This window comes from Treponema sp. Marseille-Q4130, assembly GCF_014334325.1.
In the GTDB taxonomy this organism is placed as follows: Bacteria; Spirochaetota; Spirochaetia; order Treponematales; family Treponemataceae; genus Treponema_D.
Genome location: NZ_JACSET010000005.1, coordinates 180,948 through 205,262, shown reverse-complemented (window position 1 = coordinate 205,262; position 24,315 = coordinate 180,948). Strand labels below are relative to the sequence as shown.

At 49.6% G+C, this 24,315-nt stretch carries 20 protein-coding genes and 1 other RNA gene; 9 read left to right on the top strand and 12 right to left on the bottom strand.

Going from position 1 to position 24,315, the window contains the following annotated elements; all coding sequences use genetic code 11:
• Positions 1-3: 3 nt before the first annotated feature.
• Positions 4-1,353 carry a hypothetical protein gene (locus tag H9I36_RS07220; protein ID WP_187384694.1) on the top strand — a complete coding sequence of 450 codons (1,350 nt, stop codon included), beginning with the start codon at positions 4-6 and terminating at the stop codon, positions 1,351-1,353.
• 312 nt (positions 1,354-1,665) lie between these two features.
• The gene (locus H9I36_RS07215) at positions 1,666-2,265 is read left to right on the top strand and encodes a recombinase family protein (RefSeq protein ID WP_187384693.1); all 600 of its coding nucleotides are present in this window, start codon (positions 1,666-1,668) and stop codon (positions 2,263-2,265) included.
• Positions 2,266-2,267: 2 nt separating this feature from the next.
• On the opposite strand, the gene H9I36_RS13065 is transcribed toward H9I36_RS07215, so the two are convergent.
• From H9I36_RS13065 to H9I36_RS07175, 8 genes are all read right to left on the bottom strand, one after another.
• A complete protein-coding gene (locus tag H9I36_RS13065) occupies positions 2,268-3,446 on the bottom strand; it encodes a tyrosine-type recombinase/integrase (RefSeq protein WP_187384692.1) in 1,179 nt (392 codons plus the stop codon).
• 74 nt (positions 3,447-3,520) lie between these two features.
• Positions 3,521-3,900, bottom strand: a transfer-messenger RNA (tmRNA) gene (gene ssrA / locus H9I36_RS07205).
• Positions 3,901-4,012: 112 nt separating this feature from the next.
• The gene (locus H9I36_RS07200) at positions 4,013-4,561 is read right to left on the bottom strand and encodes an ATP-binding protein (RefSeq protein ID WP_187384691.1); all 549 of its coding nucleotides are present in this window, start codon (positions 4,559-4,561) and stop codon (positions 4,013-4,015) included.
• Between the two features lie 123 nt (positions 4,562-4,684).
• Complete coding sequence (locus H9I36_RS07195; RefSeq protein WP_187384690.1) at positions 4,685-5,023, bottom strand: anti-sigma factor antagonist; 339 nt, start codon at positions 5,021-5,023, stop codon at positions 4,685-4,687.
• A gap of 17 nt (positions 5,024-5,040) precedes the next feature.
• Positions 5,041-6,675: a PP2C family protein-serine/threonine phosphatase gene (locus H9I36_RS07190; protein ID WP_187384689.1), complete on the bottom strand. Its 1,635-nt coding sequence runs from the start codon at positions 6,673-6,675 to the stop codon at positions 5,041-5,043.
• Between the two features lie 134 nt (positions 6,676-6,809).
• On the bottom strand, positions 6,810-7,730 hold the full coding sequence (locus H9I36_RS07185; RefSeq protein WP_187384688.1) for a transcriptional regulator: 921 nt from the start codon (positions 7,728-7,730) through the stop codon (positions 6,810-6,812).
• Complete coding sequence (locus tag H9I36_RS07180; protein ID WP_187384687.1) at positions 7,727-8,434, bottom strand: metallophosphoesterase family protein; 708 nt, start codon at positions 8,432-8,434, stop codon at positions 7,727-7,729. Before H9I36_RS07180 ends, H9I36_RS07185 begins: the two co-directional genes overlap by 4 nt.
• A gap of 10 nt (positions 8,435-8,444) precedes the next feature.
• The gene (locus H9I36_RS07175; protein WP_187384686.1) at positions 8,445-9,812 is read right to left on the bottom strand and encodes a tetratricopeptide repeat protein; all 1,368 of its coding nucleotides are present in this window, start codon (positions 9,810-9,812) and stop codon (positions 8,445-8,447) included.
• 247 nt (positions 9,813-10,059) lie between these two features.
• Here H9I36_RS07175 and H9I36_RS07170 point away from each other — a divergent pair, with 247 nt between their 5' ends.
• The 3 genes from H9I36_RS07170 (at position 10,060) to H9I36_RS07160 (ending at position 14,093) form a co-directional block, all read left to right on the top strand.
• Positions 10,060-10,800 (top strand): tetratricopeptide repeat protein, encoded by a 741-nt coding sequence (locus H9I36_RS07170; RefSeq protein ID WP_187384685.1) that lies wholly within the window; start codon positions 10,060-10,062, stop codon positions 10,798-10,800.
• Positions 10,801-11,175: 375 nt separating this feature from the next.
• On the top strand, positions 11,176-11,892 hold the full coding sequence (locus tag H9I36_RS07165) for a hypothetical protein (RefSeq protein ID WP_187384684.1): 717 nt from the start codon (positions 11,176-11,178) through the stop codon (positions 11,890-11,892).
• A complete protein-coding gene (locus H9I36_RS07160) occupies positions 11,850-14,093 on the top strand; it encodes a tetratricopeptide repeat protein (RefSeq protein WP_370586958.1) in 2,244 nt (747 codons plus the stop codon). Before H9I36_RS07165 ends, H9I36_RS07160 begins: the two co-directional genes overlap by 43 nt.
• 279 nt (positions 14,094-14,372) lie before the next feature.
• On the opposite strand, the gene mutL is transcribed toward H9I36_RS07160, so the two are convergent.
• From mutL to rpsD, 4 genes are all read right to left on the bottom strand, one after another.
• On the bottom strand, positions 14,373-16,280 hold the full coding sequence (gene mutL / locus H9I36_RS07155) for a DNA mismatch repair endonuclease MutL (RefSeq protein WP_187384682.1): 1,908 nt from the start codon (positions 16,278-16,280) through the stop codon (positions 14,373-14,375).
• Complete coding sequence (gene xseB / locus H9I36_RS07150) at positions 16,277-16,555, bottom strand: exodeoxyribonuclease VII small subunit (protein WP_187384681.1); 279 nt, start codon at positions 16,553-16,555, stop codon at positions 16,277-16,279. The genes mutL and xseB overlap by 4 nt, the downstream gene beginning before the upstream one ends.
• A 20-nt stretch (positions 16,556-16,575) precedes the next feature.
• Positions 16,576-17,814 (bottom strand): exodeoxyribonuclease VII large subunit, encoded by a 1,239-nt coding sequence (gene xseA, locus H9I36_RS07145; protein WP_187384680.1) that lies wholly within the window; start codon positions 17,812-17,814, stop codon positions 16,576-16,578.
• Between the two features lie 183 nt (positions 17,815-17,997).
• Positions 17,998-18,612, bottom strand: a complete 615-nt coding sequence (rpsD, locus tag H9I36_RS07140; protein ID WP_187384679.1) for a 30S ribosomal protein S4 — start codon at positions 18,610-18,612, stop codon at positions 17,998-18,000.
• A gap of 229 nt (positions 18,613-18,841) precedes the next feature.
• Between rpsD and H9I36_RS07135 the strand changes: the two genes are divergently transcribed.
• From H9I36_RS07135 to H9I36_RS07120, 4 genes are read left to right on the top strand one after another with little or no spacing between them, the layout of a single operon-like run.
• Positions 18,842-19,528: a LolA family protein gene (locus H9I36_RS07135; protein ID WP_187384678.1), complete on the top strand. Its 687-nt coding sequence runs from the start codon at positions 18,842-18,844 to the stop codon at positions 19,526-19,528.
• A 12-nt stretch (positions 19,529-19,540) separates the two neighbouring features.
• Entirely contained in the window at positions 19,541-20,635 is a 1,095-nt protein-coding gene (locus H9I36_RS07130; protein WP_187384677.1) for a helix-turn-helix domain-containing protein, read from the top strand.
• Positions 20,622-22,142: a 30S ribosomal protein S12 methylthiotransferase RimO gene (rimO, locus tag H9I36_RS07125; protein ID WP_255422697.1), complete on the top strand. Its 1,521-nt coding sequence runs from the start codon at positions 20,622-20,624 to the stop codon at positions 22,140-22,142. Before H9I36_RS07130 ends, rimO begins: the two co-directional genes overlap by 14 nt.
• Positions 22,139-24,295 (top strand): ATP-dependent helicase, encoded by a 2,157-nt coding sequence (locus tag H9I36_RS07120; RefSeq protein ID WP_187384675.1) that lies wholly within the window; start codon positions 22,139-22,141, stop codon positions 24,293-24,295. Before rimO ends, H9I36_RS07120 begins: the two co-directional genes overlap by 4 nt.
• The last annotated feature ends 20 nt before the right edge of the window (positions 24,296-24,315 follow it).

Sequence of the window (24,315 nt, the reverse complement as noted above, 5' to 3'; positions counted from 1 at the left end):
AAAATGATTGAAACACAGACTTTTGATAAATATGCAATATTCGGAGAAAATGCCGTCAAAGCCACGCCTGACGCTGTAAAATACGCATCGGGATTTAAACAGGCAGATGTACTGCCTGCCGAATGGCTGAATTGGGCGTGGCATAAAAATTCGAAGTGTATCACCGACTTAAATACTGGCTTGGCAGTAGTAGAGGATGAACTCAACGCGGTAATCAGTGAAGACGGAAAAGAAGCTGACGGAAGCAAAGGTCAAGTTATTGCTGCGATAAAAAATATCATTAAAAAAGCTGTCGATACTATTGTAAACGGTGTCGTTGATTTACAAAAATTGACGGTTGCCGGAAATATTATACAAAAGGGAAACGGTAAAGCACAATTTTCAAACGTACATATAAAAAATAATATTGTCAGCGTTCGCGACGGTGTGTCTGGTATATTAAACAATAACGAGATTTCGGGGCTGAAAGCAAATAAATGTGACGGAGAAAAAGATTATATCATTGGATTTGATAAAAACGGAACAGCGAGAGCTGGAAATAATAATGGTACGCGTCCGATTGTATTACGCTCGGAAGATGCAGAAATGGAGAATGGGGCGGCTGTTATATGGAATGCAAATAAGCAACAAATTGAAACCGAAAAACGTTTATCTATATCTGTATCACAGAACATCGGCAGAATAGATTTTGATAAGACGATTGCAATTACAGCACCCGAGCAAATAATATTAACAATCGGCGATGGATCGTATGCAGGTATCGAAGTAAAAATTATTAATACAACTGGCAAGATACATACTATACGTGGCACTACAGCGCGCGACGGAGATTCAACCTTACAGGCGGGACAGATACAGACAGTCATTTGGAACGGGAATAAATGGGAAGGGTTATCGTGTCCGCGCATCGGAGAGGTGTATGTACAATATCCGCAACAGGAAGCGCCGCAAGATTTATTCGTCTGCACAAAATGGGCGTTGCAAGAGCAGTATGCAGGAGCGTTCTTCCGCGCGACGGGAGGTAACGCGGCGGCGTTTATAGAAAAAACGGACGAATTAATTAAACAGAAAGACGCAACTGCTAAGAACGGTTTGTGGCTCAATAGTAGGTATGATGGTACAGGTATGGCAAACACCACTGCTGGACATAATCATAAAGTGGATTTAGCCCATTCAAGTTGGGGTGGTTCTTCGAAGGACACAAATCGTCTTGATGCTTCTCAAGAAAACAAAGTGTCTTACGGCGATCGAATACCATTAAAGACCGCCCAGGACAACATTTATTTGGGAAGCAATGATAATGAAACCCGACCTACTAACTTTACACATCAACTATGGTTGCGTATTGCTTAGGCGGTACGAAGCCAGAGATTGACAGTATAGTTAGTGGGTCTTGTTTCAGTATCTCCGGACAATGAATGATAATGATTTCCTGCATATCCTGATAAAACAGAATGTTGTGTGGAATAATAGCCTCTTGGAAATGCTCCAGAGCCACTATCACTGGATCCTATTGCATGAGCATGTTCTCCAGCTACAAGAACCTTTAATCCATTTACTGCCGTCGCTTGACCTTGTTTAATTAATTCGTCCGTTTTTTATTAAACCGCATAAAACAAATTATTGTTTAATCTTATTGCATGAAATAATTACGCGGAGGCGTATATGGTATACGGTTATATTAGGGTAAGTACAGGTAAGCAGGTATGTGAAAATCAAAAGCTAGCGATACGCTCTTATTGTCAAACGCATAGATTATGCAATGTGCAATGGGTATCAGAAACAATCAGCGGCATAAAAAAGCCGGCAAAAAGAAAGTTAGGCACTTTGTTATCGACAGTACAGAAAAATGACACCATAATTTGTACGGAGTTATCACGTCTAGGACGAAGCCTTATGATGATTTTAGATGTTTTACAATATCTTTTGGATCGCGGGGTAAAAGTTATTGCAATAAAAGAGGGATATGAACTCGGCGATAATATCCAGTCGAAAGTTTTAGCTTTTGCATTTGGTCTATCGGCGGAAATAGAAAGGATATTGATTTCAGAGCGGACTAAACAAGGGCTGGAACGTGCACGAAAAGCAGGCAAGCATATTGGCAGAAGAAAAGGGCAAGCGTCAAGCCATTATAAATTAACAGGTAAAGGCGGACAAATACGCCGTGCACGTCTCGCGGGTAAGAGTAAATCAGAAATTGCACGAAAATTAGGTGTTACTTGGATAAGACTACATAAATATATGATAAAACGAAAGCTAAAATAAAATTAATAATTATTTTCCGTCATAATATCCCTTAATAATTTCTCCTGCGCCGCATACACTTCTGGCATCATCTCCGCGCGCCAGTTGGTATAGCGCTCTTGCATACTTCCCGCACCCGACGAGTGTCCCATAACCGCCGCGACTTTATGCGGCGGAACATTCTCGGCGAGCAGGTAGGTATTAAATGTATGACGGAACGAATGGAAACATAAACCGCGTTTCTTTTTTTCGTCCTCAAGCCCTGCCGATGAAATCACCTTTCGAAACTCGCAGCTCAATTGTGGGTATGTCATGTTCGGAAAATTATTAATTATCAAATCGTGTAATTCGACGCATATCGGTATTTTACGTGCTTCTTTTGTTTTTAACGGTACATATTGCCCGTTGTATACTTGATCGATGACATCGATATAATTTTCATGCAGTGTTTCAGCACGGACGGCAAGCACTTCGGATGCTCTCATTCCCGTGCAGATCGCCATAAGTACAGGGACGTATAAACGGGTGTCTTTTACCGTTGTAACGATTTTTTTCAACTCCGCCATATCGTACATATCGCGCGGGCGTTCGTTACCTTTGAGCGGTTTTATCGTCCGAAGCGGATCGAACATTATTATGCCGTCGGCGAGCGCGGCATCCGTAATCAGTTTGAATGTCGATATGACATTGTTTACTGTTTTCGGGGCGAGCGGGCGAATAGCGCCTTTTTCTGTCCGAAATCCTTTTTCGAGTAATTCGACGCGGAATAATTTCGTCAACGACGGTCGCAAGTCTTCCATTTTGCAATCGCGGAAAAACGGCAGGATATACGCCTTTAGGTGCATCCGAATTGTTTTTATATACGATTGTGAGAGCGCAGGGCAGTCTTCCGTTCCGCAAGACATTCGATCGCGGAACCATGCGCTCGTTTCGTCGAAAAAGCCTTCGGCAAAATCGCCAAACAGCTTGCACGAACCGCCCCAGAGTTTACCTTTTTTGAATAATTCTTCGCAGTACGCGCGGGCTTTCGCCTTGCTTTCCAAGCCGGTTGATTTTCCGCACGTGCGTACTCCATCGGGCGAGTAGGTTTTATAATACCAAACCTTTGCGCCGTTTTTTCGCCGGCGGGCATAAAGAGTAAAGTGTTCCCTATATCGTCCCATCGTTTTTTTGCGGACGTTTTGTATACATTCTGTATACACGGGCTTTGTTATATTTTTCACGGCTCTGTAATTTCTTATACCACAAAGAATTACAGAACCGATAATTCCCTGAAAAATGGAAGTGGGGGGAATTGAACCCCCGTCCGGGTACGTAAAACAGGTACATCTACAGGCGTAGCTGTGCGGGGTGATTGTCGGGAGCGTTTAACGGCACAGCAGGTGTCCGCTCCGTATTCCGATAGATGTCCTGCGCGCATATCGGACAGTGCGCACAGCAAGCTCCGGTTTACGACGGAAATCCCGACAGCTCGGAGCGGTGCGGACGGGTTTCCGGCTCTTTAAGTCGCCACTTACGCAGCAAGAGCTAACTGTTCGTCTTCAGACACGAAGTCTTCTTCACGTTTGGCAGTTATGTTTTTTTGCGTTTTCAAAGGAAACGCGGCCTTACCTGCAGTACAAGCTTTCCCGTATCCGTCGAAACCGGTGCACCCCCGATTAGCGGAATCCTTTTAAAGATACTCACGCTGCAGGCTTTTGTCAAGTTCTTTTGCAAAAAATATCGGCCTTTCGGGCGGCTTCCCGTATCTGCGTGTCGTTGGTTCGCGTCAGTGAATGGCGTGATGTTTTTGCTTAAACTTTTTCAGCATTGCGACGGCGTTGCGTTTACCGTTGAAGACAAAGCCGCCGTTCCAATATTCGACCGCCGCAAAGAGGGCGTTTCCGCCGTCGTGCTCGTCGCTCGATGCCGTTCGGAACGAAACGTAGTTTGCGAGGTCTTCAAAATTCTGCGTGTGCAGGCATTCGATTCTCTTGCGATTGAATTCGTTCCATTTTTCAAGGTTTTTAAAACCCTCGCCTTCATCCTGTACGATGAGGTGGGCGTGACTGGGACTGAACGAATACCAGACCGTCACTTTTTTATTCATGTCGCAGTGATTGCCGTGTTTGACTGCGTTTTTGATCACTTCGCTTATCTGCTGTTCGAGCAGGTTCAGCTCTCTGATTTCCGTCGGCGCCGACTGGACGATCAGAAGCGTAAAATATCTTATCTGTCTGAAATCGGACGGAAAGGTTTTTACAAGCATATTTTCCGTATTGAACAGGGGGTCATTGTCGTCCGAGTGAAGTTCTTTTATTTCTTCTTCGCGTGCCATAGGGCAAACTCCTTTGGTATAAACGGGCGTATAAAAAATTTGAGCGTATGAGGCATATTTTCCACGCTAAAGCGCTATGTTCAAAATCGATTTTTCCGTATCGCTTTGCAAGTACAAAATACGCTATTCTTTGACCATCTCGAGCGCTTCTTCAATGCTGTTTGCGATCGGAAAATACCCCGTCAGTTTTGTCAATTCGATGACTTTTTTTACCGAACCGTGGATATTTGCAATGGAAAGGTGGAGGTTCATCTTTTTGATCGTCGAACAGATATAGATGAGCGCACCGATCCCCGACGAATCGATATAATCGACCTGTTCCAAATTGATGACAAAGAATTTGACGTTTTTTTCCAGCATCTTCATGACGAGCTCTTTGAGCTTGTATGAATTATACAGATCCATCTCTCCGTTTACATCGATGATGTAGATGTCGCCGTTTTTCCGGATTTTCAGTTCCATAGATATCCCTTCCTGTTTTACCGAATTTTTATAATCAAAAGGCTTTGATCGTCATATTGTTGGGCGGTACCCGAATGAAGTTGTACATCCGCTTTTACCCGTTCGGCAATGTCAGCACCTGACAGTTCATGATTCGTTTTTATAACTTGCATGAGGCGCGCTGCCGAATATTGTACACCGGATTCGCTCAGAGATTCAAGTAAGCCGTCCGTACAGCTTACGAGAATGTCTCCGCTTTGGAGCTGTACGGTTATATCTTCGAATACCGACGTTTTTTCGACTCCGAGCGGTTCATTCTGTTTAGACAGCTGGGAGACCTCATCCGTTTTTGCCTTATAGACGAGTACCGGATTGATGCCGCTCGTTGAAAGCTGCGTTTTCCGCGTTAAAGGATTGTAATCGATGAGGGCGATGCTCGCAAAGTGATCTTCGATGGCGGTTTCGGCGCAGAGTCCGCGGTTGATCCATTTTAGAATAGCAGCGGGGCTTTGCGGAGTCGCGGCTATCATACGCAACATCGTGCGGATCATCACCATGACGCTGAACGAATTCATGCCTTTTCCGACGACATCTGCCATAACGAACAGTGTACGGTCTTTTTTCACCGGCACAATATCGTAATAGTCCCCGCATACGTTTTCGTTTTGCACCGACCATACTCCGAGCGATACGCCGAGCATTTCGGGTATCTTTTCGGGGATGAGCTTTTTTTGGAATTTTGCCGCCGTATTGCCTTCTTCCGTGAGGCTTCGTTTTTCGCTGTAGTCGAGAAAGCTCAAAAGCGAGCGGAGTGCGGAAGCGGCCGCATCGGTGAGCGTCTTTGCGCGTTCGAAATCGATTTCGGAAAAGCCTTCTTTTTTCGGAGCCCGCGACAGAGCCGAAACGCCGACCGTCCTGCCCTGTATGCGGATCGGAACGCAGATGTAGGAGCCGCACGCGAGGAAATCTTCCGGACCGTTTTGATAAATACGCGGATCGCGAGAGGCGTCTTTTATAAGTACGGCTTCGCCGGAAGAAGCGGTTTCGCCGAAAATCGTGTCGGAAAGCTGAAACTGCATGTAGCGGAAATTCGCTTCGACCCGCACGGGTTTATGCGGCAGCGTATCGGGCAGCCGGTAGGGCGAAGGAAAGGATCCGGTCATGGATCGGACGGTGAGAAAGTTGTCGAACTCGTCCGACAGGAGGATAACGCAGCCGTCGGCCTTTGTAGCTTCAGTGAGCTTCGCATTGAAATAGTCGAGAAATTGACTTAAGCTGTTGTCGAGCGAAAAAAGCTCTGCCGCCTTTGTCGCAAAATCTTCATTCGCGTCGAATTTTTTTTCGTACGATATGGTTGCAAGCGAATCGCGTTCGGCTTCGACGTGCGTCTCCGGCTTTTCTTTTTTTTCTCGCTTTCGGGGAAAGCCGAATGAGAGGATGATGAAATAGGGCAGTACGAGCAATTCCGCAGCGAGCATGGCGATAACGAGATATACGCTGCGTGAAAAGCGGAGCGTATAGATAAGACCTGCAAAAAGGATGCCGAGCGCGATGTAAAGCACGAAACTCGCTTTCGCCGTATTGCGATACCGTATGACGGCGAGCAACACGAAGAGGACTGCGAGCAATACCTCCGCCGCGATAATCGGTATATGTACAAAAGAATCAATCAAATACAATTTTTAACTCCGCATACTGATACGATATAACTGAAGATTGTACCATTGAAGCGGTAAGCAGTCAAGGTGACGATTTTATTTTTTATTTTATCGCGGACACGTGATATTTTCGTACGATTTTGTTGTATTTATTTTATTTTCCGTTTGAACATGATACGCTCGATGCCGTTTTTTATGCGGGCGGTAAAACCTATCCTTTTGCTTCGCGTAAAGGACTGCACCGCTTCGTCGAGCTGTACGTCCTCTCCGAATTTTTTCCGCAGCTCTTCCCAATACCGCATGATCCACACGTAAAGGTCGCTCTTCGTGTGCTGCTTGAAATAACGCATGACGCGCCGATCGTCTATCGCTTTGATTATCGGAAGATAGACGTCTTCGAACCACGACATGATCGCATCGGTCATCGTCATGTCGGAGCTTTGTTTTTTTTCGATGTACGCTTTGTGGGTCAGTATGTGATTGTAGATGATGTCGTACTGTCCGGTTGACGTAAAATCGAGCGACCAAAAATCGGTGATGTCTCCGAAATTCGTTTCGGTGTAGAACACCCGCTTTTCGTAGGAGATAATCTCTTTTATCATCGATTTCAGCGTATAGGCGGGCTTTAATTTTATTTCGCTCTGCAGTGAAACGATCTCCGCGTCGATGAATTCGATGCCGCGCGCTTTTGCAACCGAAACGCGGTGATTGCCGTCGCGCACAAAATAAAGTCCTCCGAGCTCGTACGCTTTTATCGGCGGCAGGACGATCGATTCGTATTGCGCCGCATCGACGTGCTTCCACCGTTCGCGCAAAAATCCGCTTTTCGGAAAAAAGCGGTTATCGAAATCTTTATAGCGGCCTTCGCTTCCGACGATTTTGTCGATAGGGATCGTTTTTAAACCGACGTAGATTTCGTCTTTCGGTTTTAAAATCGATTTGATTTCGGCAAACGAAATGAGGGATGCTTCTTCGGGATTTAAAAAATGCTGTATTTCGTTGAAGAGCGCTTTGCTGTGCGCCTTATTGAAATCTTCATCCGTCTGCAGCGAAAACAATCCTCCGTTCATTGCGCACCTTCGGTTTTCGGAAAGTCGATGAGGTAATGCGCGTATGCGTTTACGACCGTCGTCGCTCCCGATTCGGTAACGCGGCGAGTACGTATGTCGTAGAGGTGGATGTGTCCGTGCACGAGATAGGCGGGCGAAAATTTTTTTATAAACCAGTTGAAGCATTCGAATCCGACATGGCACGGGTCTTCTCTGTCGTGGATGCCTCTCGGAGACGCGTGCGTCAAAAAGATGTCGAGATATCTGCCGTAACGCAGTTTATTCCATAAAAGAGAAGGGATCATGCCGATGAGACGGCGCTTCATCTCTCCTTCGCTGTATTGGTTGAGACCGTTGTTGTATTTCCGCGAGCCGGAAACTCCCGCGATGAGCAGCGGCGTCTTTTTCCCCGTTTTAAGATCGGTAAATGAAAGCGTTTTATCTCGGATGACGCGGAAACCGCAGTAGGCTGCCCCGTGTCCTTTTACTTCTCCACGCTTTTCCGCAGGAGCGGGAACACCAGAATGATAATAGTGAAATTCGTTTAAGTTGTGGTTGCCGAAAATAAAATACGTCGGCTTATTGAACACGGATACGATAAAATCCACATAATCCATCGGCAGGTCTCCGGCGCATAAAATCATGTCGATATCGGAAAACAGCGACGAAGCGTTTTGATTGTAGATGAGCGGATCGATCATGTCCGAAACGCAGAGTATTTTCATTGTATTCCTTTTATACGCCCGATTTTTTGAGTGCCTGTTCAAGCTGCTCTTTGCCGATCAGTTCGACGGGTCTGTTTTCCGCAAAGGCGCGCGCGCTGCGGGAAAAATCGGAACTCGAAAAAATATACGCGCGCGAACAGTTCGCTTCTTTAAGATCGTCGAGCGCCTGCCTTACGACGGAATCTTCGAGCGGATCTGAGGCACGGTAAAAGCGCAACAAGTATAACTGCTTTCTCACGTTCATCCAGTCACCGCCGCCTCGTTCCGTCGCGATGACTTGGCATCCCCACTTCGTTGCATCGGCACGCTGGACTGCGAACGACAGTGCGTTTTGAGCGAACTTTGCGCACATGGCGGTAAAATCCTCGTTGGCGCACGTGAGGTAATCTTTGAGCGCGTCGTTCGTCTGCACGTCTTTGTATTTGGAAAGCTTTGCCGCGACATCGCGGAACGTATGATTTTTTTTGTAGATGATTTCCCACTGCGCTATCGCTTTGTCTATTTGCCGCATCGCTTCAAAGCATGCGGCAAGATAATAGCGTGCGTGGAGCGTTTCCTGTTTTACGCCTGCCTTATCGAGTTCGACGGCGCGTTGGAGATCGATGAGCGCACTGTCGGGACGGCCTGCGAGCATGAGACAGATACCGCGTTCGATGAGCGAGCGGGCGCGGTATTCCGCATTGCGCTGAGCTTTTTCAAACGCTTTGACGGCACCCGCGTAGTCTTTATTTTCTTTTAATATCTTTCCTAGATAGTAGTAATTCGAATACGCTTCGGGGTTCAGCGAAAGGGCGAGATCGATTTCCTTTTTCGCCTCGGCAAACTGTTTGGCGTTTGCGAGAAGGAGGGCGAGGGAAGCGTGCGCTTCGGCGCGGCGCTTATCGAGGGCGACCGTTTTGCGGAACATCGTGAGTGCGGTGTCGGTGCGATTTTGCTTTTCGTAAATTTTTGCCGCGTTGTAATACGCATCGGCATTTTTCGGTTCGAGCTTTGTGAGCAGGAGAAATTCTCGGAGCGCATTTTCATCCTGATTGAATTTCAAATACAACGCGGCGAGGTCTTTTCGAAAGGGAACTTCGGCGATATCGTCTCCGAATACGGCGTTTTCGCTTACGGTTTTGTATTCCATGAGCGCGAGTTCGGCTCTGTTTTCGGCGAGATAGACTTTGCCGAGATAATAGTGGACGAGGTAATTTTTCGGATCCTTTGCGAGAATCCGTTTTGCCGATTTTTCGGCTGAGAAAAGTTTTTTCTGCTTTATCAGTTTGAGGATATTTTCGGCGCGTTTGGGCGCGAGTACGGATTTTGTAAGAAACAGCAGCAGCCCTGCGATAAAGACTGTGAGTGCTGCGATGATCGCGATTTGAATCGGCTCCATAATAATCCTCCCTATGGAATGCGGGATTGCGGAGCATATCGATATTTCGAAAACGCCGCATCAGTGCGCACAAAATGTATCCGAAAAATATGTATCAAACGGTCTTTTGTAAAACGATAAAGTACTGTATACTAGATTAGTAGATTTATTAAACTCTGTCAAATGTCCGATAATGAAGAGACGGATAAAAATTATATATCGAATGAGGAAACGGAAAGTGAGCCGATACGCTACAGGAGCGATTCTTTTGCTGCTTTTTGCAGCGCGGTTGTTTGCCGAAAGCGAAGGAGAGCGCCTTTTTAAATCGAACGATCCGACGTCCGCTATTCCGATTCTCGAACGGGAGCTTTCGTCGGGAATCGCGTCCGCAGCCGCGTATAATTATCTCGGCCTTTCGTATTATCAAACGGGGCAGTACGATAAATCAGTCGCAACCTTTGAAAGAGGATTGCGCGTTTCGGGTACGGACAAAAAAGTGCTCGCATACAATGCGGGAAACTCCGCATTCGCTGCCGGAAATTACGCGAAAGCCGACAGCTGTTATTCGCTTGCGTTGAGCGCTTCCCCCGATTTTTCGAAAGCGATTTTAAATAGGGCGAACGCGCGGCTCAATCGGATGCGCCTTGAGGATGCGCTCGGCGATTACGAAAGCTATATCGAAAAGGTGCCTGGCGATCCGCAGCGGACTGAAATCGAACGTGTCATCTCTCTGATCCGCGCCGAGCTTGCAAAGAGGGAAGAAGATGCGAGGACGGCTGCCGCTCTCGAGCGGACGCGCAGAGAGGAAGAAGCTCGTATGTATGCCGAGCAGGAGAGGATTGCAGCCGACAAAGCGCGGCGGGAAGCCGAAACAAGGGCTGCCGAAGAAGCGCGTAAAAAGAAGCTGCTCGAAGATGTGGCGAATTCGCTTCGGTCTACGAATGCCGAAAGTATAACGGGGGGGACGGAAGATACGCTCGACTACGAAACGGAACCGGAACTCGATTGATAATTGCAAGGGGATATTTTTATAGGTCGAATGTCGAGTTTTGAAACTATGAACTGATAAAACTGTGCTTGCGGCAAGAACTTCGTTCGCTGCGCTCACTACGGCACGCAGCCGGAATCTTGCCTTTCGCACGATTTTACTTGTTTTCAAAACTCGCCATTCCGGCATTAGGAAACCTCTAAAAACTGCAGTTTTTAGAGGTAACTTTGAAAATGCGATGTTGTAACTCGCGATACTACCGCGAGTTACAACTCGTCGCAATCTCGAAAAAATTGCTAAAGGCGAGTTTTTCGAGATGCCCATTATGCGAAACTGACGGAAAATTTCGAGTTTTAAAAAACTCGAAATTGAACTTTTATAGCAAAGGAAAGGGATATGGCAAAGACAAAGACGACTGAAAAAGCGGCTGCCGTAAAAAAGACGGCAAAAAAAACATCGGTTGAAAAATCGGTAACGCCGACGACGAAAAAGGCTGTCGAAAAACCGGCTGCGAAAAACGCGGGCGCAAAGGCAGGTGAAAAAGCGCCTGCGAAAAAAACAAGTGCAAAGTCGGCTGTAAAAGATAGTGCTAAAACCGCGGTGAAAGAGCCTGCAAAAAAAGCGATTTCGAAATCGAGCGTACGTGCGGCTGTAAAAACGTCTGCGGCAAAGACCGTATCCGAAACGGCTGCAAAAAAAACAAGCGCAAAGGCAAAACCGTCGACAAAAGCTTCTGCAAAAATGCAGACGGCAAAAGCGGTTTCCGAAAGCGTACGTGCAAAAACTTCGGCAGCGGAAAAGATTGCGGCGGAAAAGCCTGTCGCGAGTGAAAAATCGGCTTCCGCAAAACTGCCTGAAAGCGCGGAAGTTCGCAAAGCCGTCGACACGATCGTATCATCGAAGCCGACTTTCGACGAAACGCCCGTATCCGTACACGCGGCGGAGCAAAAAAACGCGACGGAAAAAGTATCGTTTGCCGATTCTTCCGCCGGAAGCAAATCTGTAGGCGAAGCCGCCGCCGAAAGCGAATCCGAAAAAAAATTGAATAAAAAAATCGTCATCGCGATTATCTGCGCGGCAGTCATCATCGCCCTTATCGCGATTTTTTTTTAAATAAATCCGGAGCGATCGGTTCGGCCGCCGGTGCGAAGGGCGATGCGCTCGCTTCGGTTCAGCTCTACATGGACAGCGGCGACTACGATCGCGCGCAGGACATACTCGAAAAACTGCTCAAAAAAAATCCGTCGGATGCCGAAGCGCGGAGATTGCTCGATGAACTGACCGCTTTAAAGAGCGCAAAATCCGCCGACGGGGCGGTGCAAGACGATCTTGCACGCAGGACGGCGGAAGCCCAAAAGACGCAGAGAGAGCTTGAAGAATTGCTTTCGCGGGGAAAGGGGCAGGATTCAAGCGCCGCATCAAGTGCGGATGCGGATTTCCGAGCAGGGACGCGGGAAGCCTCATCAAATGCCGAAGCGGGAGCGGCGCAGCGGACGGACGGGCGCGACGGGGCAGCTCAAACTTTGACCGATCAGAGTACACGGTCTTCTGCCGACCGATCTGCAGCACAGCCTTCGTCCGACAAAACGGCAGTACAGCGGGCGCGAGATGCGGAAGAAGCCGCGCGGCGGGAAAAAGAGGCCGCAGCCGAACGGGAGCGAAAAGCGAAAATCGCCGCGCAGAAAGAAGCGGAGGCAGCTTTGGCGCGCGAACGGAAAGCCGAAGCCGAAAAGGCGGCAAAGGCGCTTGCGGCGCAAAAGCAAAAAGAAGAAGCGGCACGCAAAGCAGCCGAAGAAGAACTTGCGCGCAAAAATCGTGCGATTCAAAAAGAAATCGACGGCGTAAATACCGAAATCGCGCAGGGCAAATCCGATTTGACGGCAAATAAAATCGATTCGGCGCTCAATCATTTCGGCAAGGCGCAAAAAATGCTTCCGATTTCCGCAGGCGAGCCGCTTTTTTCCGGCAGTAAAAATTCTGAGATGGCGTCCGCGCTCTACGACGCTTCGCAGGCCTCGTCATCGGATGCGGACAAAAGGCGGCTTCGCGATGCGGCTGTCGGCTACGCCGAAGAAGCCGTGCGAAAAACGCCGAACGATGCCGCTTCCCACTATGTGCTCGGTATGGCGGCTTTCGACACAAAGAATTATCCGAAAGCGCTCGACGAACTTTCCAAAGCGGTGCAGAACGACCGATCGAATGCCCTCTATCACTACAATCTCGGACGCGCACAATACCTTTCGCGCCGCTACAGCGACGCCCGCTCATCGTTTCAGAGAAGCGTCGATTTGGACGGACGATTTGCGCCGGCTCAATACAATCTGGGGCTTGCAAACTTGAGAACGGGAAACGAAGCCGAAGCGCTGTCTTCTTTCCGCCGTGCACGGACGACCGATGCGAATTATGAAAAAGCCTATCTCGAAGAAGCCCGCCTCCTTTCAAAGCAGGGCGATCACAGCGGGGCGGTCAGTGCGTACAACAATGTGCTCCGTATAAACGATGTGAACGGCAACGCGCTGCGTGAACTCGGATCCGAATACTACGCGATGGAAAATTACGCCGCATCGGAAAACTGTTATCGCCGTGCGCTCGCGCTTTTGAGTCCGACGGAAGAAGATCCGACGACGTACTACAATCTTTCCGCAACATTGTACGCGGAGCACAAAGATGCCGAAGCGATTACCTATGCAAAGCGCGCCTACGCTTCGAAGTCGTCACTCGGCAATGCCGCGCAAGCGAACGTCGTATACAATTATGCGCTCATGTTGCAGGAGGCGGGAAAATCGGAAGAAGCGATCCCGCTCTACGTCGAAGCGCTGCGCTTAAATCAAAATCACGAAAAGTCGAAAATCAACCTCGGAAAAATGTACCTCGAAATGAATCCGCCCGACGTCGACACGGCGCTTCAGCTTTTCCGCCAAGCGTACAATTCGGACAATAAAAGTTTCGAAGCGAACAACAATCTCGGAAGCGCATATCTTGCAAAAAAAGATTATAAAAATGCGATTCAATTTTATCAAAACGCGCTGCGCCTCGATCCGTCGAACAACACGGTGCGTTCGAATCTCGCGCAAACCTACGCGAGCGACGGCCAGTTCGACAACGCGAAAACGACGTACACCGAACTGATCAAGCGCGACGGTACGAATTGGGATGCCTATGTCGAACTCGGAAAAGTATGCATGTCGGCAGGAGATACGGCAGGCGCGGAACGATATTTGAGCGAAGTGCAGGCGAAGCAGCCGAATCACCGCCGTGCCGAAGTGACGGAGCTTTTGTCGGCGCTTCGAAACGGCGGCGCTCAGGCAAGATAGCAGGCGGACATTTAGGGAAGTGCTGATTAAAGCGAGGTGCGCATTTAATCAGCACTTCCTTTTTGTTTCTCATAAGTCTTTGATTACACATAATATATAGACTTATTACGAAACAAGGAATTTCAATGTTAACGGGGCTGTCCAAAAACTTCAGTTTTTGAACAGCTTCCTTGATTTTATATGCGATGTTTAAAATTAAGTCCTTGCAATATAAAGACTTAATTTTAAACTCGACGGGCTGTCGAAAAAGTAACCAACTTTTGAGACAGCCCCGTTTCCTTAGGTGCGCTTTACGAGGGCGAAAAGCTCCGCCCTCGTTACCGCCGTCCACACGGGTCTTCCGTGAGGGCAGTGCGGGTCGGGGAGGGCGAGCGCTTTTTCCGCCAAATCCGAAGCGGTCGTATCGTCAAGCACATAGCCGTCTTTGACCGCCGCTTTGCATGCGGTCATTGCGGCTATCTGTGAAATGACGTCTTCCGGAGCGACTCTCTTTTCGAGGAGAGCGCGGTACAGATCGTTTTCGCTTCCTTTCCAGCGCTCCGGCACCGACCGTATTTCCCACACTCCGTTTCCTTTGTTTTTTGCCGCAATGCCCGCTTTTTTCATTTCATCCCGTATGCGCGTCAAGTAAATATCGTCCGCCGCGTTTTGCGTAACGATTTCATAGGGAACGAGAAGCGTTTGACTTTTTTCCTGATTTTGCATAATGGCGTCGTAAAGGAGCCGTTCGTGAGCCGCGTGCTGATCGATGATATACAGCGTATCGCCTTTTTCCGCGACCAAAAAAGTGCCGAGTGCGCTTCCGAGAAAGTGAAAACCGCCGTTTGTTGTTTTGATTTTTTCGGCTGCGTTTTTGGCGTCGTATGGTTTTGTTTTGTCTGCCGCATCGCTTATCGCGCCGTCTCTCGTTTCATCGAACGAAAGCGCTTTTTTTGCAAGCTCGAGCGGTACGTCCTGCGCTTCGTGGTTTATCGAATAGCGCGCTTTGTATGCATCGGTTTTATATTCGCGGGCATAGGGATTCGTAAAGTCACCTGCGCCGCGGTGCATGACGATGCGCGAAAAATCTTTCGCCTGCCGAAATGCGTCTTTATTTTTTCCGTACGATATGCCTTTTCCGCCGGCCGCATCGAAATCGAAAGATTGAAAATTGTTAATTTCATCGTCGCGGTCGTTTTTCATTTCGCGCAGAGTGTATTGATGAAAAAAATTCCGCAAAGATCCGCTCACGCTGTGGTGCAGGCTTGCGATGTCGCGGAAGCGCGCTTCTTTTTTTGCCGGGTGAATATTGAAGTCGACGAGATCGCTTTTCATCGTGACGAAGAGGGCGGCTGCGGGATAGGTGCCGTTCGGAAAATAACCTTGACCGCCGTACTCGATCGCCTGTACGAGCGAATACTCGGTAATCCTTCTGCCGTTTACGAAGATGTATATGTCTTTTTTATTTGTGCGCGATACGCCCGGTTCTCCGATGACGCAAATAAAACTCCAGTCGGGATTTTCTCCGCCAGAAGAGCCTGAGATTTCGTAAAAGAGAGAAGCGTTTTCGGAAGGGAGCGCCGCCTCTACGAATCGCTTTTTTAAACTCGTGCCCGCTTCGAGCGTTATGCGCCGCTCGCCGTCCGCGGTAAACGTAAAGGCGATGTCCGGTCTCGCAAGCGTCTTTTCGATAAACGTGTTTTTGCACATGAGCGCTTCGGCTGCCGGGCGTTTTAAAAATCTTCTCCGCGCGGGAAAGTTTTCAAAAAGACCTTCCGCCTGCACGATCGTACCCGCAGTCGATGCACTCCTTTCGATGATGTGATCTTCCGTTACCGATGCCCGCATTTTCCAGCCGCCCGATATGATCGAAAGACGGCATACGGCGGCGATCGACGAAAGCGCTTCTCCTCTGAAGCCGAGCGTGGAAAGATGCAGCAAGTCGGTTTCCGTTTCGATTTTGCTCGTCGCGTGCGGCCGCGCGCAGTTTTGCAGATCGCTTTTCGTCATGCCCGAACCGTTGTCGACGACGCGCACTTTTTCGATGCCGCCCGAATCGATTTCGACGGCGATGCTGTCGGCGCCCGAATCGACCGCATTGTCCATGAGTTCTCGCACAATCGCATTCGGCCGGTCGATGACTTCGCCCGCCGCGATCTTCCTTGCGACTTCGGCGGAAAGCTGCCTGACCGGTTTTGCATCGCTCATTGACGCGTGCCCTCCTGCGGGGCACCCGCCGTTCCCGTCGCTTCGTCGGTACCCGAAAAGAGATCGAGTTCGGGCGTATCCGCGCTTTCGGGAGCGGGTTCGTTCATGAGCATTTGGATCTTTCCTTCGATCCTGTCGATTTCGGCTTCCATGCCGCGCGCAAGTTTTATGCCCATTTCGAAATCTTTGAGCGCATCTTCGAGCGATATGTCGTCGCGCTTGATATCGGCGGTAAGCTTTTCAAGCGTTTCAAGATTTTTTGCAAAATTTTTCATGACGGACTCCTTGTAAATTATTAATTAATAATGTGCTTTGTCTCTGTGTATACGCTTTTGACGGTCGCCGTAAGTTGTCCTTTTGCCGGAACGATTTCAAGTTCCGCTCCGACTGCGACGAGCGATGCATCCCGCACGACTTCTCCGCTTGCCGTATCTCGCACCATCGAATAGCCTCGTGCAAAAATTTTTTCGGGACTTGCGCTTTCGAGTACGTGCGTACACAGGGCGATGCGGTGCTTCGCGTCTTTTAATTTTTCATCGATGTTTTGCAGCAGCGCGACTTTTGCGCCGTCAAAGCGCGCGAGGAGCGGCTGTTCGATAGTTCGGAACTGCAGTTCGAGGTTTTCGGGATTGAACGTGTGTACGACGAGTTTCATGTTTTCGACTTTGCGTTTTATTTCCGTATGGAAGGTATCGGCATAGGTTTGCAGCGTACGAATGATATCGCTTTTGAGCGGGACTGCGGCTTCCGCTGCGGCCGACGGAGTCGGGGCTCGAAAATCGGCTGCGTAATCGGAAAGCGCCCAATCGATTTCGTGTCCGACGGCGGAAATCACTGGTATGTTCGATTCATAGACGGCGCGTACTACCGCTTCGTCGCTGAAGGGAAGCAGATCTTCGAGGGAGCCGCCTCCGCGCCCGACGATGAGCACGTCGCAAAGCCGGAAATAATTTGCAGCCTTTATCTGCCTCACGATCGTTTCCGCCGCTCCTTCTCCCTGCACCGTCGCAGGTAAAATGACCGCCGATACGCAGGGATTCCGCCGCTTCATAATCTGCAGGATATCGCGCAGGGCGGCTCCCGTCGCGCTCGTGACGATACCGACCGTTTTCGGAAAAAGCGGCAGCGGTTTTTTGTGCGCTTCGTCGAATATGCCTTCGGCGGCGAGGCGCTTTTTGCGCTCTTCGAGCATCTGTAAAATATTTCCCGCGCCTGCGATTTCCATACGCGAAATGACGAGCTGATATTTACCGTGCGGCGGGTACACCGTAAGACGCCCGGTACAGCGCACGAGCATACCGTCTTTCGGCGAAAACGAAAGAGAGGGCGTCGCGCTCCGCCACATCGCACATCCGAGCTGCGCGCCGGAATCTTTCAGCGTCAAATAGATGTGACCTGCGCTCGTCAGTTTGCAGTTGGAAATCTCTCCTTCGACGACGACGGTGCCGAACGAACCTTCGATCATCTCTTTGATGAGATTTGTGATCTGCGTGACGGAAAAAAACGCGGAGGCGTCTTGAGCCGAATGTGCCATAGCGGTAATTTTATAGCGTATGGAAAAACTGGTCAACGCGTGGACAGAGAAAGTGTGATTTTCGACACGCGTGGGCGAGATTTTCGTGCGGGCAAAATTTGCAAACCGATAAAAAAAACGGACAAGGGGAATCCCTCGTCCGTTTGCTTTGTGCTGCCGGATGTTCCGGAAGCGCTTCGCTTATCAGCGCGAATAGAATTCTATAACGTACTGAATATTGCCGACCGGCTGAATATCGTTCGCCGACGGAAGGGCAGTGACGGTTGCCGAAAGTTTTTCTTCATCGACCGTAAGCCAGCTTCCGCGATTTCCCTGAACGGTGACCAAATTGTGCCGGATAAGATTTTGAATGCCTTTCTTTTCTTTCGACGTGATGACGTCTTTCGCTTTGATCCGCATGGAAGGGATATTCGCCGGTTTGCCGTTAACGTAAAAATAGCAATGCGAAACCATTTGACGCGCCTGCGCTCGGCTTACCGCAAAACCCATTCTGAAAATGGTGTTGTCGAAACGCTGTTCCATCAACGAAAGCATATTGTCGCTCGTAATGCCTTCCATCCGCTGTGCGCGCGCGAACAGATTTCTGAACTGTTTTTCGGACATACCGTATGCAAGACGGAACTTTTGTTTTTCTTTTAATTGTTCCCCGTACACTGACGTTTTGCCGCGCTGTTTTGCACCGCGCTCTTTTCCCGGCGCGTTCGGACGCTTTGTCAAGAGCTTGCTGTATTTCGGATTGCCGAAAATATTGGTGCCGAGCCTTCTGACTATTTTACCCTTAGGCTGTTTTACCGCCATACTTTAAACCTCTTTTTATCGATACTGATTATGCCGATTCCGGCAGGATATTGTTGTTTTATGCAATTATTAAGGAAATGGATTTGCATAAAACGCAAGGGACACCGCGCAAAAAAGTAGCCGCGTTTTTTGACGGCAGTCCCCGATAATGCGAGTTATTATCTACCGAAGCGCCTGTTTTGTCAAGCGGCGCCTTGACCTTATGAATTATCTCGATTAAAATGCGTCTATGTTAAATAAGAAATACGCTTCTCTTCGGTTTGCAGCGTTTTTTTCAATATGCTTTTGTGGATCGGTTTTTGCCCAGACGATTACGACGGCCGGCGATTATTTTAAAACCGTTTCCGATTTTTACGCGTCGATCCGCGATTACGAAGCGGATATGGACGTATCGATGGGGAGCCGTCGGATGAAAGCGCGCGTGTCGTTCAAGCGTCCCGATCTGCTCCGTATCGATTTTTCAACGCCCGCCGAGCAGGTCATATTGTTTAACGGTGATCTCCTCACGATTTACCTTCCCGGCTCTTCCGCCGTACTGCAGCAGTCGGTGCAGTCTTCAAGTGCGGGCGGCGTATCGCTTGCGACATCGCAGGGGCTTTCGCTTATGAGCCGCTACTACACGATCAAATACGAAATCGGGCAGGATTCCGTCCCCCTCGACGATGCGTCCGACGAAAAAGTTATAAAGCTCGTGCTCGACAGACGCAATACGACCGAAGCGTTCCGTTCCATTAGGATCGCCGTCAATGCGGAAACGAAACTTATCAGACGGATTTCCGCGACGACTCCGCAGGGTGAAGAATACGTGTTTACGTTTTCCGCTTACAAAGTGAATCAGGATATTCCCGACCAGCGTTTTATCTACGATCCGCCTTCATCGGCAAACGTGTATAATAATTTTCTTCTCTCCGAATAAGGCGGGCGCGGTATGGAAAGTTACGGCACGATTCTGAAACGTTCGCGTGAAGAAAAAAATATCGACAGGGATACGGCTGCCCGCGAAACGTCTATGACGGTCGAATGCATCAGGGGATTGGAAGAGGAAGACACATCCGTGTTTCCCGGCGAACCCTATATGGTCGGTTTTTTACGCAACTATGCGGAATACCTCGGCGTCAATCCCGACACCGTTATGGCGCTGTACCGCAGCAAAGCGATCCAAGAATCTCCCGTTCCCGACGGATTGTTCGTTAAACACAAATCGTCTCGTTTTGTACCGATCGTCATCGGTGCCGCTATCTTCGCTGTCGCGGCGGCAGCTCTCGTAATTTTAATAATTTCGAAATCATCTCACGCGAATAAAAACGGCAGCGTCGTCGTCGCTCAGGGTATGGAATCGAAAACATACGAGCTCACCGATAAGCCGCTTGAAAAACGGCTGTTCCGCGGCGATAAAATCGTCTATCCGTCGGAGAAAGGCAAAATCATCCTCACCGTGAGCGATACGCTCACATCGTTCGGACTCGATACTCCTGTCGGTACGCTTCGCACGGATCTGGCCGAAGAAGCGGAGCTTGACGTCGACGGCGACGCAAAGGGTGACATCATCGTCTACGTTTCCGATATCTCATCGACCGATGCGTCGCGCGGTGCGGAAGTGCGTATGCTTGTGCGTCGCAAGGACAGCGATATGCTCGCGATCGACGAAAACGCGATAGAAGATGCTTCACAAAATTCGCTTTCTCCTCAACGGCATCCGCAGACGGTCATTTTTGAAGACAACCGTGCGTATCCCTTTACAGTCAACGCGAGTTTCCGCGGTCCGTGTGAATTCCGCTATAGAGTCGACCGAAAGCGTTCGAGCGAAAATTATTTTACGAACGGTGAAGTCGTCATGATGACGGCGAACAACGGCGTGCGCGTGTGGATGTCGAACGGCAATACCGTAAAATTTACCGTCATCGCCGATACGAAAAGCTACGATCTTGAAATCGGCAAAGCGGGGCAAGTACTCGTTGAAGACATCAAATGGGTGCGCGATTCCGAAGGCAAATACAGATTGGTGGTCGTTGAACTTGACTGAATTTTTTATCGATGAGCACGGCTGTGCGAAAAATCAAGTCGACGGCGAAATCATCATATCTCATTTGACATCTCTGGGGTTTCGTCAAACATTCGATGCGTCGAAAGCGAACATCATCATCGTCAATTCGTGCGGTTTTATCAATTCTGCAAAAAAAGAATCGATCGATGCGCTTCTCCGCGCAAAAAAAAATTATCCCGATGCGAAAGTGCTACTTGCGGGATGCCTTGCCGAGCGTTATGCGGACGTGCTGAAAGATTCTCTTCCCGAAGCGGACGGCATTTTCGGAAACGGCGATCTTTCGAAGATCGATTCCGTCGTGCGCCCTCTTCTTGCGGGAAAGCGTCCCGTCGTCACTGCGGAGCAGCGCGGCATATCGTGCGGAAAACGGACGATGCTGCTTTCATATCGCAATTGCGTCTACGTAAAGATTACGGAAGGCTGCAGCAATCGTTGCAGCTTTTGCGCAATCCCGATCATACGCGGCTCGGTGCGGAGCCGAAGCGCGGACGATATCGTTGATGAAATTAAAACGCTGCTCTTGCTCGGCGTATACGAAATCAATCTTATCGGACAGGATTTGGCGGCCTACGGTACGGGAGACGGAGACGATGTTTTCGGTACGGGGCGTTTTCCGCTCCCGTGCATAGGGGAGAACGGCGCGAACGAAGGTACTGAAAAAAATTCGGCGCTTGCCCGTTTGCTGAAAAAAATCTCCGCTGTCAAAGGCCGCTTTATCGTGCGTCTTCTCTACATTCACCCCGATCACTTTAACCGCGATATCTTTCCCGTCATGCAAAAAGATCCGCGCATCGTTCCGTATTTCGATATCCCTTTTCAGTCGGGCGACGACGAAATTATTAAATCGATGAACCGGAAGTGTACGGCAAAAGAATACGTGCGCCTCGTGCGCGATATCCGATCTTCGTTTCCGGAAGCTGCGATCAGGACGACTTTTTTGACGGGCTTTCCGGGAGAAACCGATAAAGCCGCTTCCTCCACGCAGCGCTTTCTTTCCGATATACAAAGCGATTGGTCGGGTTGTTTTACGTACAGCCGCGAAGAAGATACGGCCTCCTACGGGATGAAGGGCAGGGTGCCTCAAAAGACGGCGCTTGAGCGAAAGCGGGCGCTTGAAGCGCTCCAAAGCGAAATCACCGAAAGCTGTCTGAAATTACGGTGCGGAAAAGAATACGACGTGCTTATAGAAGAAGTCGTCGCGGGGGAAGAAGGTCTTGCGATAGGGCGCGCATGGTTTCAGGCGCCCGATGTCGACGGTTCGTTCGTCGTCCGCTACGACAGGGACGATGAGGCCGAACGGAGCGCCGTGCAATGCGGAAACGTCGTGCGCGTTTTTGCCGACAGCGTGAGCGGCGTCGATATCGATTCTCACCTTGTTTCAAATTTAATAATCAACAAAAAGCGGTCTCGCGTAGCAGGCGTAACGGCAGTCTCTCCGCCGCTTTTATATGCGAGCGATTTTTACGATGCGGGAGATGCTCGATGACCGATGCGCGGACAAATCTCCCGTATATGGAAACGCTTAACCCCGAACAGAGAGATGCGGTCGAACATTCGGCCGGTCCGCTTTTGATTCTTGCAGGAGCCGGAAGCGGAAAGACTCGCGTCATCACGACAAAGATCGCCTACCTCATCGCCGAAAAAAAAATCCCGCCCGAATCCATACTCGCGGTGACCTTTACGAAAAAAGCCGCGAACGAAATGCGCTCGCGCGCGATCGCCCTCGACGACAGAGCGTGCTTTGCGGAAATACGCACGTTCCACTCCTTCGGTGCGTGGTTTTTGCGCCGCTACGCCGCCGAGTCGAATCTTGACCCGTCGTTTACCGTGTACGACGACGATGATGCGGCCACTCTCGTGATGAAAGCTGTTCCGTCGCTCAGACGCCAGCAGGCTGAGCTCGCCGCGCATAAAATTTCGCTTGCAAAGGATTACTGTCTTACGCCCGACGACGATCTGTCCGCCGTCGATTCGACAGGAGATCTGTCTGCGATCTACCGCGCGTATGAACAAAGGCTTTCCGAAACGGGAAACGCCGATTTCGGCGACTTAATAATGAAGCCTGTACAAGTGATGGAAGAAAATCTCGCCGTGCGCGAGCGGATGCGTTTCCGTTTCCGCGTCATCATGGTAGACGAATATCAGGATTCGAACGTCGCTCAGTTTAAACTTTTGCAGACGCTTTCGGGTACTGACGAAGGGAGCGGTACTTACGTATGCGTCGTCGGCGACGACGATCAGTCGATTTACCGATTCCGCGGCGCCGAAGTACAAAACATTTTGACGTTCCGCAAAAAATTCCCCGGCACGAAAATTATTAAACTCGTGCGCAATTATCGCTCGACGGGAAAGATTCTTGCAGCTGCGGACGCCGTCGTAAAAAACAACGAAGACCGCATCGGAAAAACGCTCAAAGCCGAGCGGGGGGCGGGAAAGGCTCCCGTACTCGTGTATTTACCCGATCAGGATGCGGAAGCGAGATTTTGCGCAGAGCTCATCGAAAAAGCGCACGCGGAAAAAAAGACGGCTTACGGCGATTGGGCGATTTTATACCGCACGAACGCACAATCGCTCGGATTTGAAAACGAATTTTTGCACCGGCGGATACCCTACGCCGTCGTCGGCTCTTTGAAATTCTACGAACGGGAAGAAATTAAAGACGCGCTTGCATTTTTATCGCTTGCCGCGAACGAGCGCGACGAAATCGCATTTCGCAGAATCGTCAATAAACCTTCACGCGGCATCGGAGAAAAAACGCAGGAGGCGATCGTTTCATACGCCCGCGAAAAATCGATCGGTTTTGTAGAAGCGGCAAAAGCCTGCGCCGACGATGCGGGGAAAAAAGCGAAAGAGGGCATCCGCGAATTTTGCGGTGCGTACGACGACATTATTAAATCATTTTCGGAAGACGAGCGGCTTTCGCACTTTGTGGGAAAAATACTCGACGCTTCCGGCTTGCTCGAATATCATCGCACTCAGGACGAAATATCGGGTACGCAGCGCGCGGCGAATATGCAGGAACTTATGAACAGCGCGTCGCTGTACGCGTGTACGAAAGACGGGCTTTTGCAGTTTCTCGATTCTATTACCCTTGACCGTTCGCTCGAAACGGGCGATGATGGAGAAGGGGATGCGGTAACGCTCATTACGCTGCACAACACGAAGGGGCTCGAGTTTCCGCGAGTGGTCATTACGGGATTGGAAAACGGCATCTTTCCGCGGGGCGACAAAACGGGAAGCGAACTCGAAGAAGAGCGCCGCCTTTTTTACGTCGGCATAACGCGGGCGCAAAACGAACTCTATGTCACATCCTGCGCTCGCCGCCGCCTGTACGGGCGAACGGAGTATATGCAGCCGAGCGTTTTTATCGAAGAGGCTGAAAGCGCCTTTTGCGTGCTCGGGGAAAGACCGCAAAAATCCGCTCTGCAAAGCGGCCGCTCTGAAGCTGCAAGCGAGCTTTCGGAAAAATGGAAGCGAGGCAGCCGAGTTTATCACGACGACTGGGGATACGGGCAAATCGTTTCGTCGGATACGAGCGACGACGGAGAATTCGTTATTGCGGTGCAGTTCGAAAGCGGCGCGAAAAAGCGTTTTATGCCCGAATATCAATCGCATTCTTTGATGCTTGTGAGGGACTGATCTGTAATATAGATACTTCG

Excerpts from the sequence above, each read along its gene's own strand:
- H9I36_RS07220 (WP_187384694.1), top strand. The coding sequence starts at position 4 with ATGATTGAAACACAGACTTTTGATAAATATGCAATATTCGGAGAAAAT.
- H9I36_RS07215 (WP_187384693.1), top strand. The coding sequence starts at position 1,666 with ATGGTATACGGTTATATTAGGGTAAGTACAGGTAAGCAGGTATGTGAA.
- H9I36_RS07200 (WP_187384691.1), bottom strand. The coding sequence starts at position 4,561 with ATGGCACGCGAAGAAGAAATAAAAGAACTTCACTCGGACGACAATGAC.
- H9I36_RS07195 (WP_187384690.1), bottom strand. The coding sequence starts at position 5,023 with ATGGAACTGAAAATCCGGAAAAACGGCGACATCTACATCATCGATGTA.
- H9I36_RS07185 (WP_187384688.1), bottom strand. The coding sequence starts at position 7,730 with ATGAACGGAGGATTGTTTTCGCTGCAGACGGATGAAGATTTCAATAAG.
- H9I36_RS07180 (WP_187384687.1), bottom strand. The coding sequence starts at position 8,434 with ATGAAAATACTCTGCGTTTCGGACATGATCGATCCGCTCATCTACAAT.
- H9I36_RS07175 (WP_187384686.1), bottom strand. The coding sequence starts at position 9,812 with ATGGAGCCGATTCAAATCGCGATCATCGCAGCACTCACAGTCTTTATC.
- H9I36_RS07165 (WP_187384684.1), top strand. The coding sequence starts at position 11,176 with ATGGCAAAGACAAAGACGACTGAAAAAGCGGCTGCCGTAAAAAAGACG.
- mutL (WP_187384682.1), bottom strand. The coding sequence starts at position 16,280 with ATGAGCGATGCAAAACCGGTCAGGCAGCTTTCCGCCGAAGTCGCAAGG.
- xseB (WP_187384681.1), bottom strand. The coding sequence starts at position 16,555 with ATGAAAAATTTTGCAAAAAATCTTGAAACGCTTGAAAAGCTTACCGCC.
- xseA (WP_187384680.1), bottom strand. The coding sequence starts at position 17,814 with ATGGCACATTCGGCTCAAGACGCCTCCGCGTTTTTTTCCGTCACGCAG.
- rpsD (WP_187384679.1), bottom strand. The coding sequence starts at position 18,612 with ATGGCGGTAAAACAGCCTAAGGGTAAAATAGTCAGAAGGCTCGGCACC.
- H9I36_RS07135 (WP_187384678.1), top strand. The coding sequence starts at position 18,842 with ATGTTAAATAAGAAATACGCTTCTCTTCGGTTTGCAGCGTTTTTTTCA.
- H9I36_RS07130 (WP_187384677.1), top strand. The coding sequence starts at position 19,541 with ATGGAAAGTTACGGCACGATTCTGAAACGTTCGCGTGAAGAAAAAAAT.
- H9I36_RS07120 (WP_187384675.1), top strand. The coding sequence starts at position 22,139 with ATGACCGATGCGCGGACAAATCTCCCGTATATGGAAACGCTTAACCCC.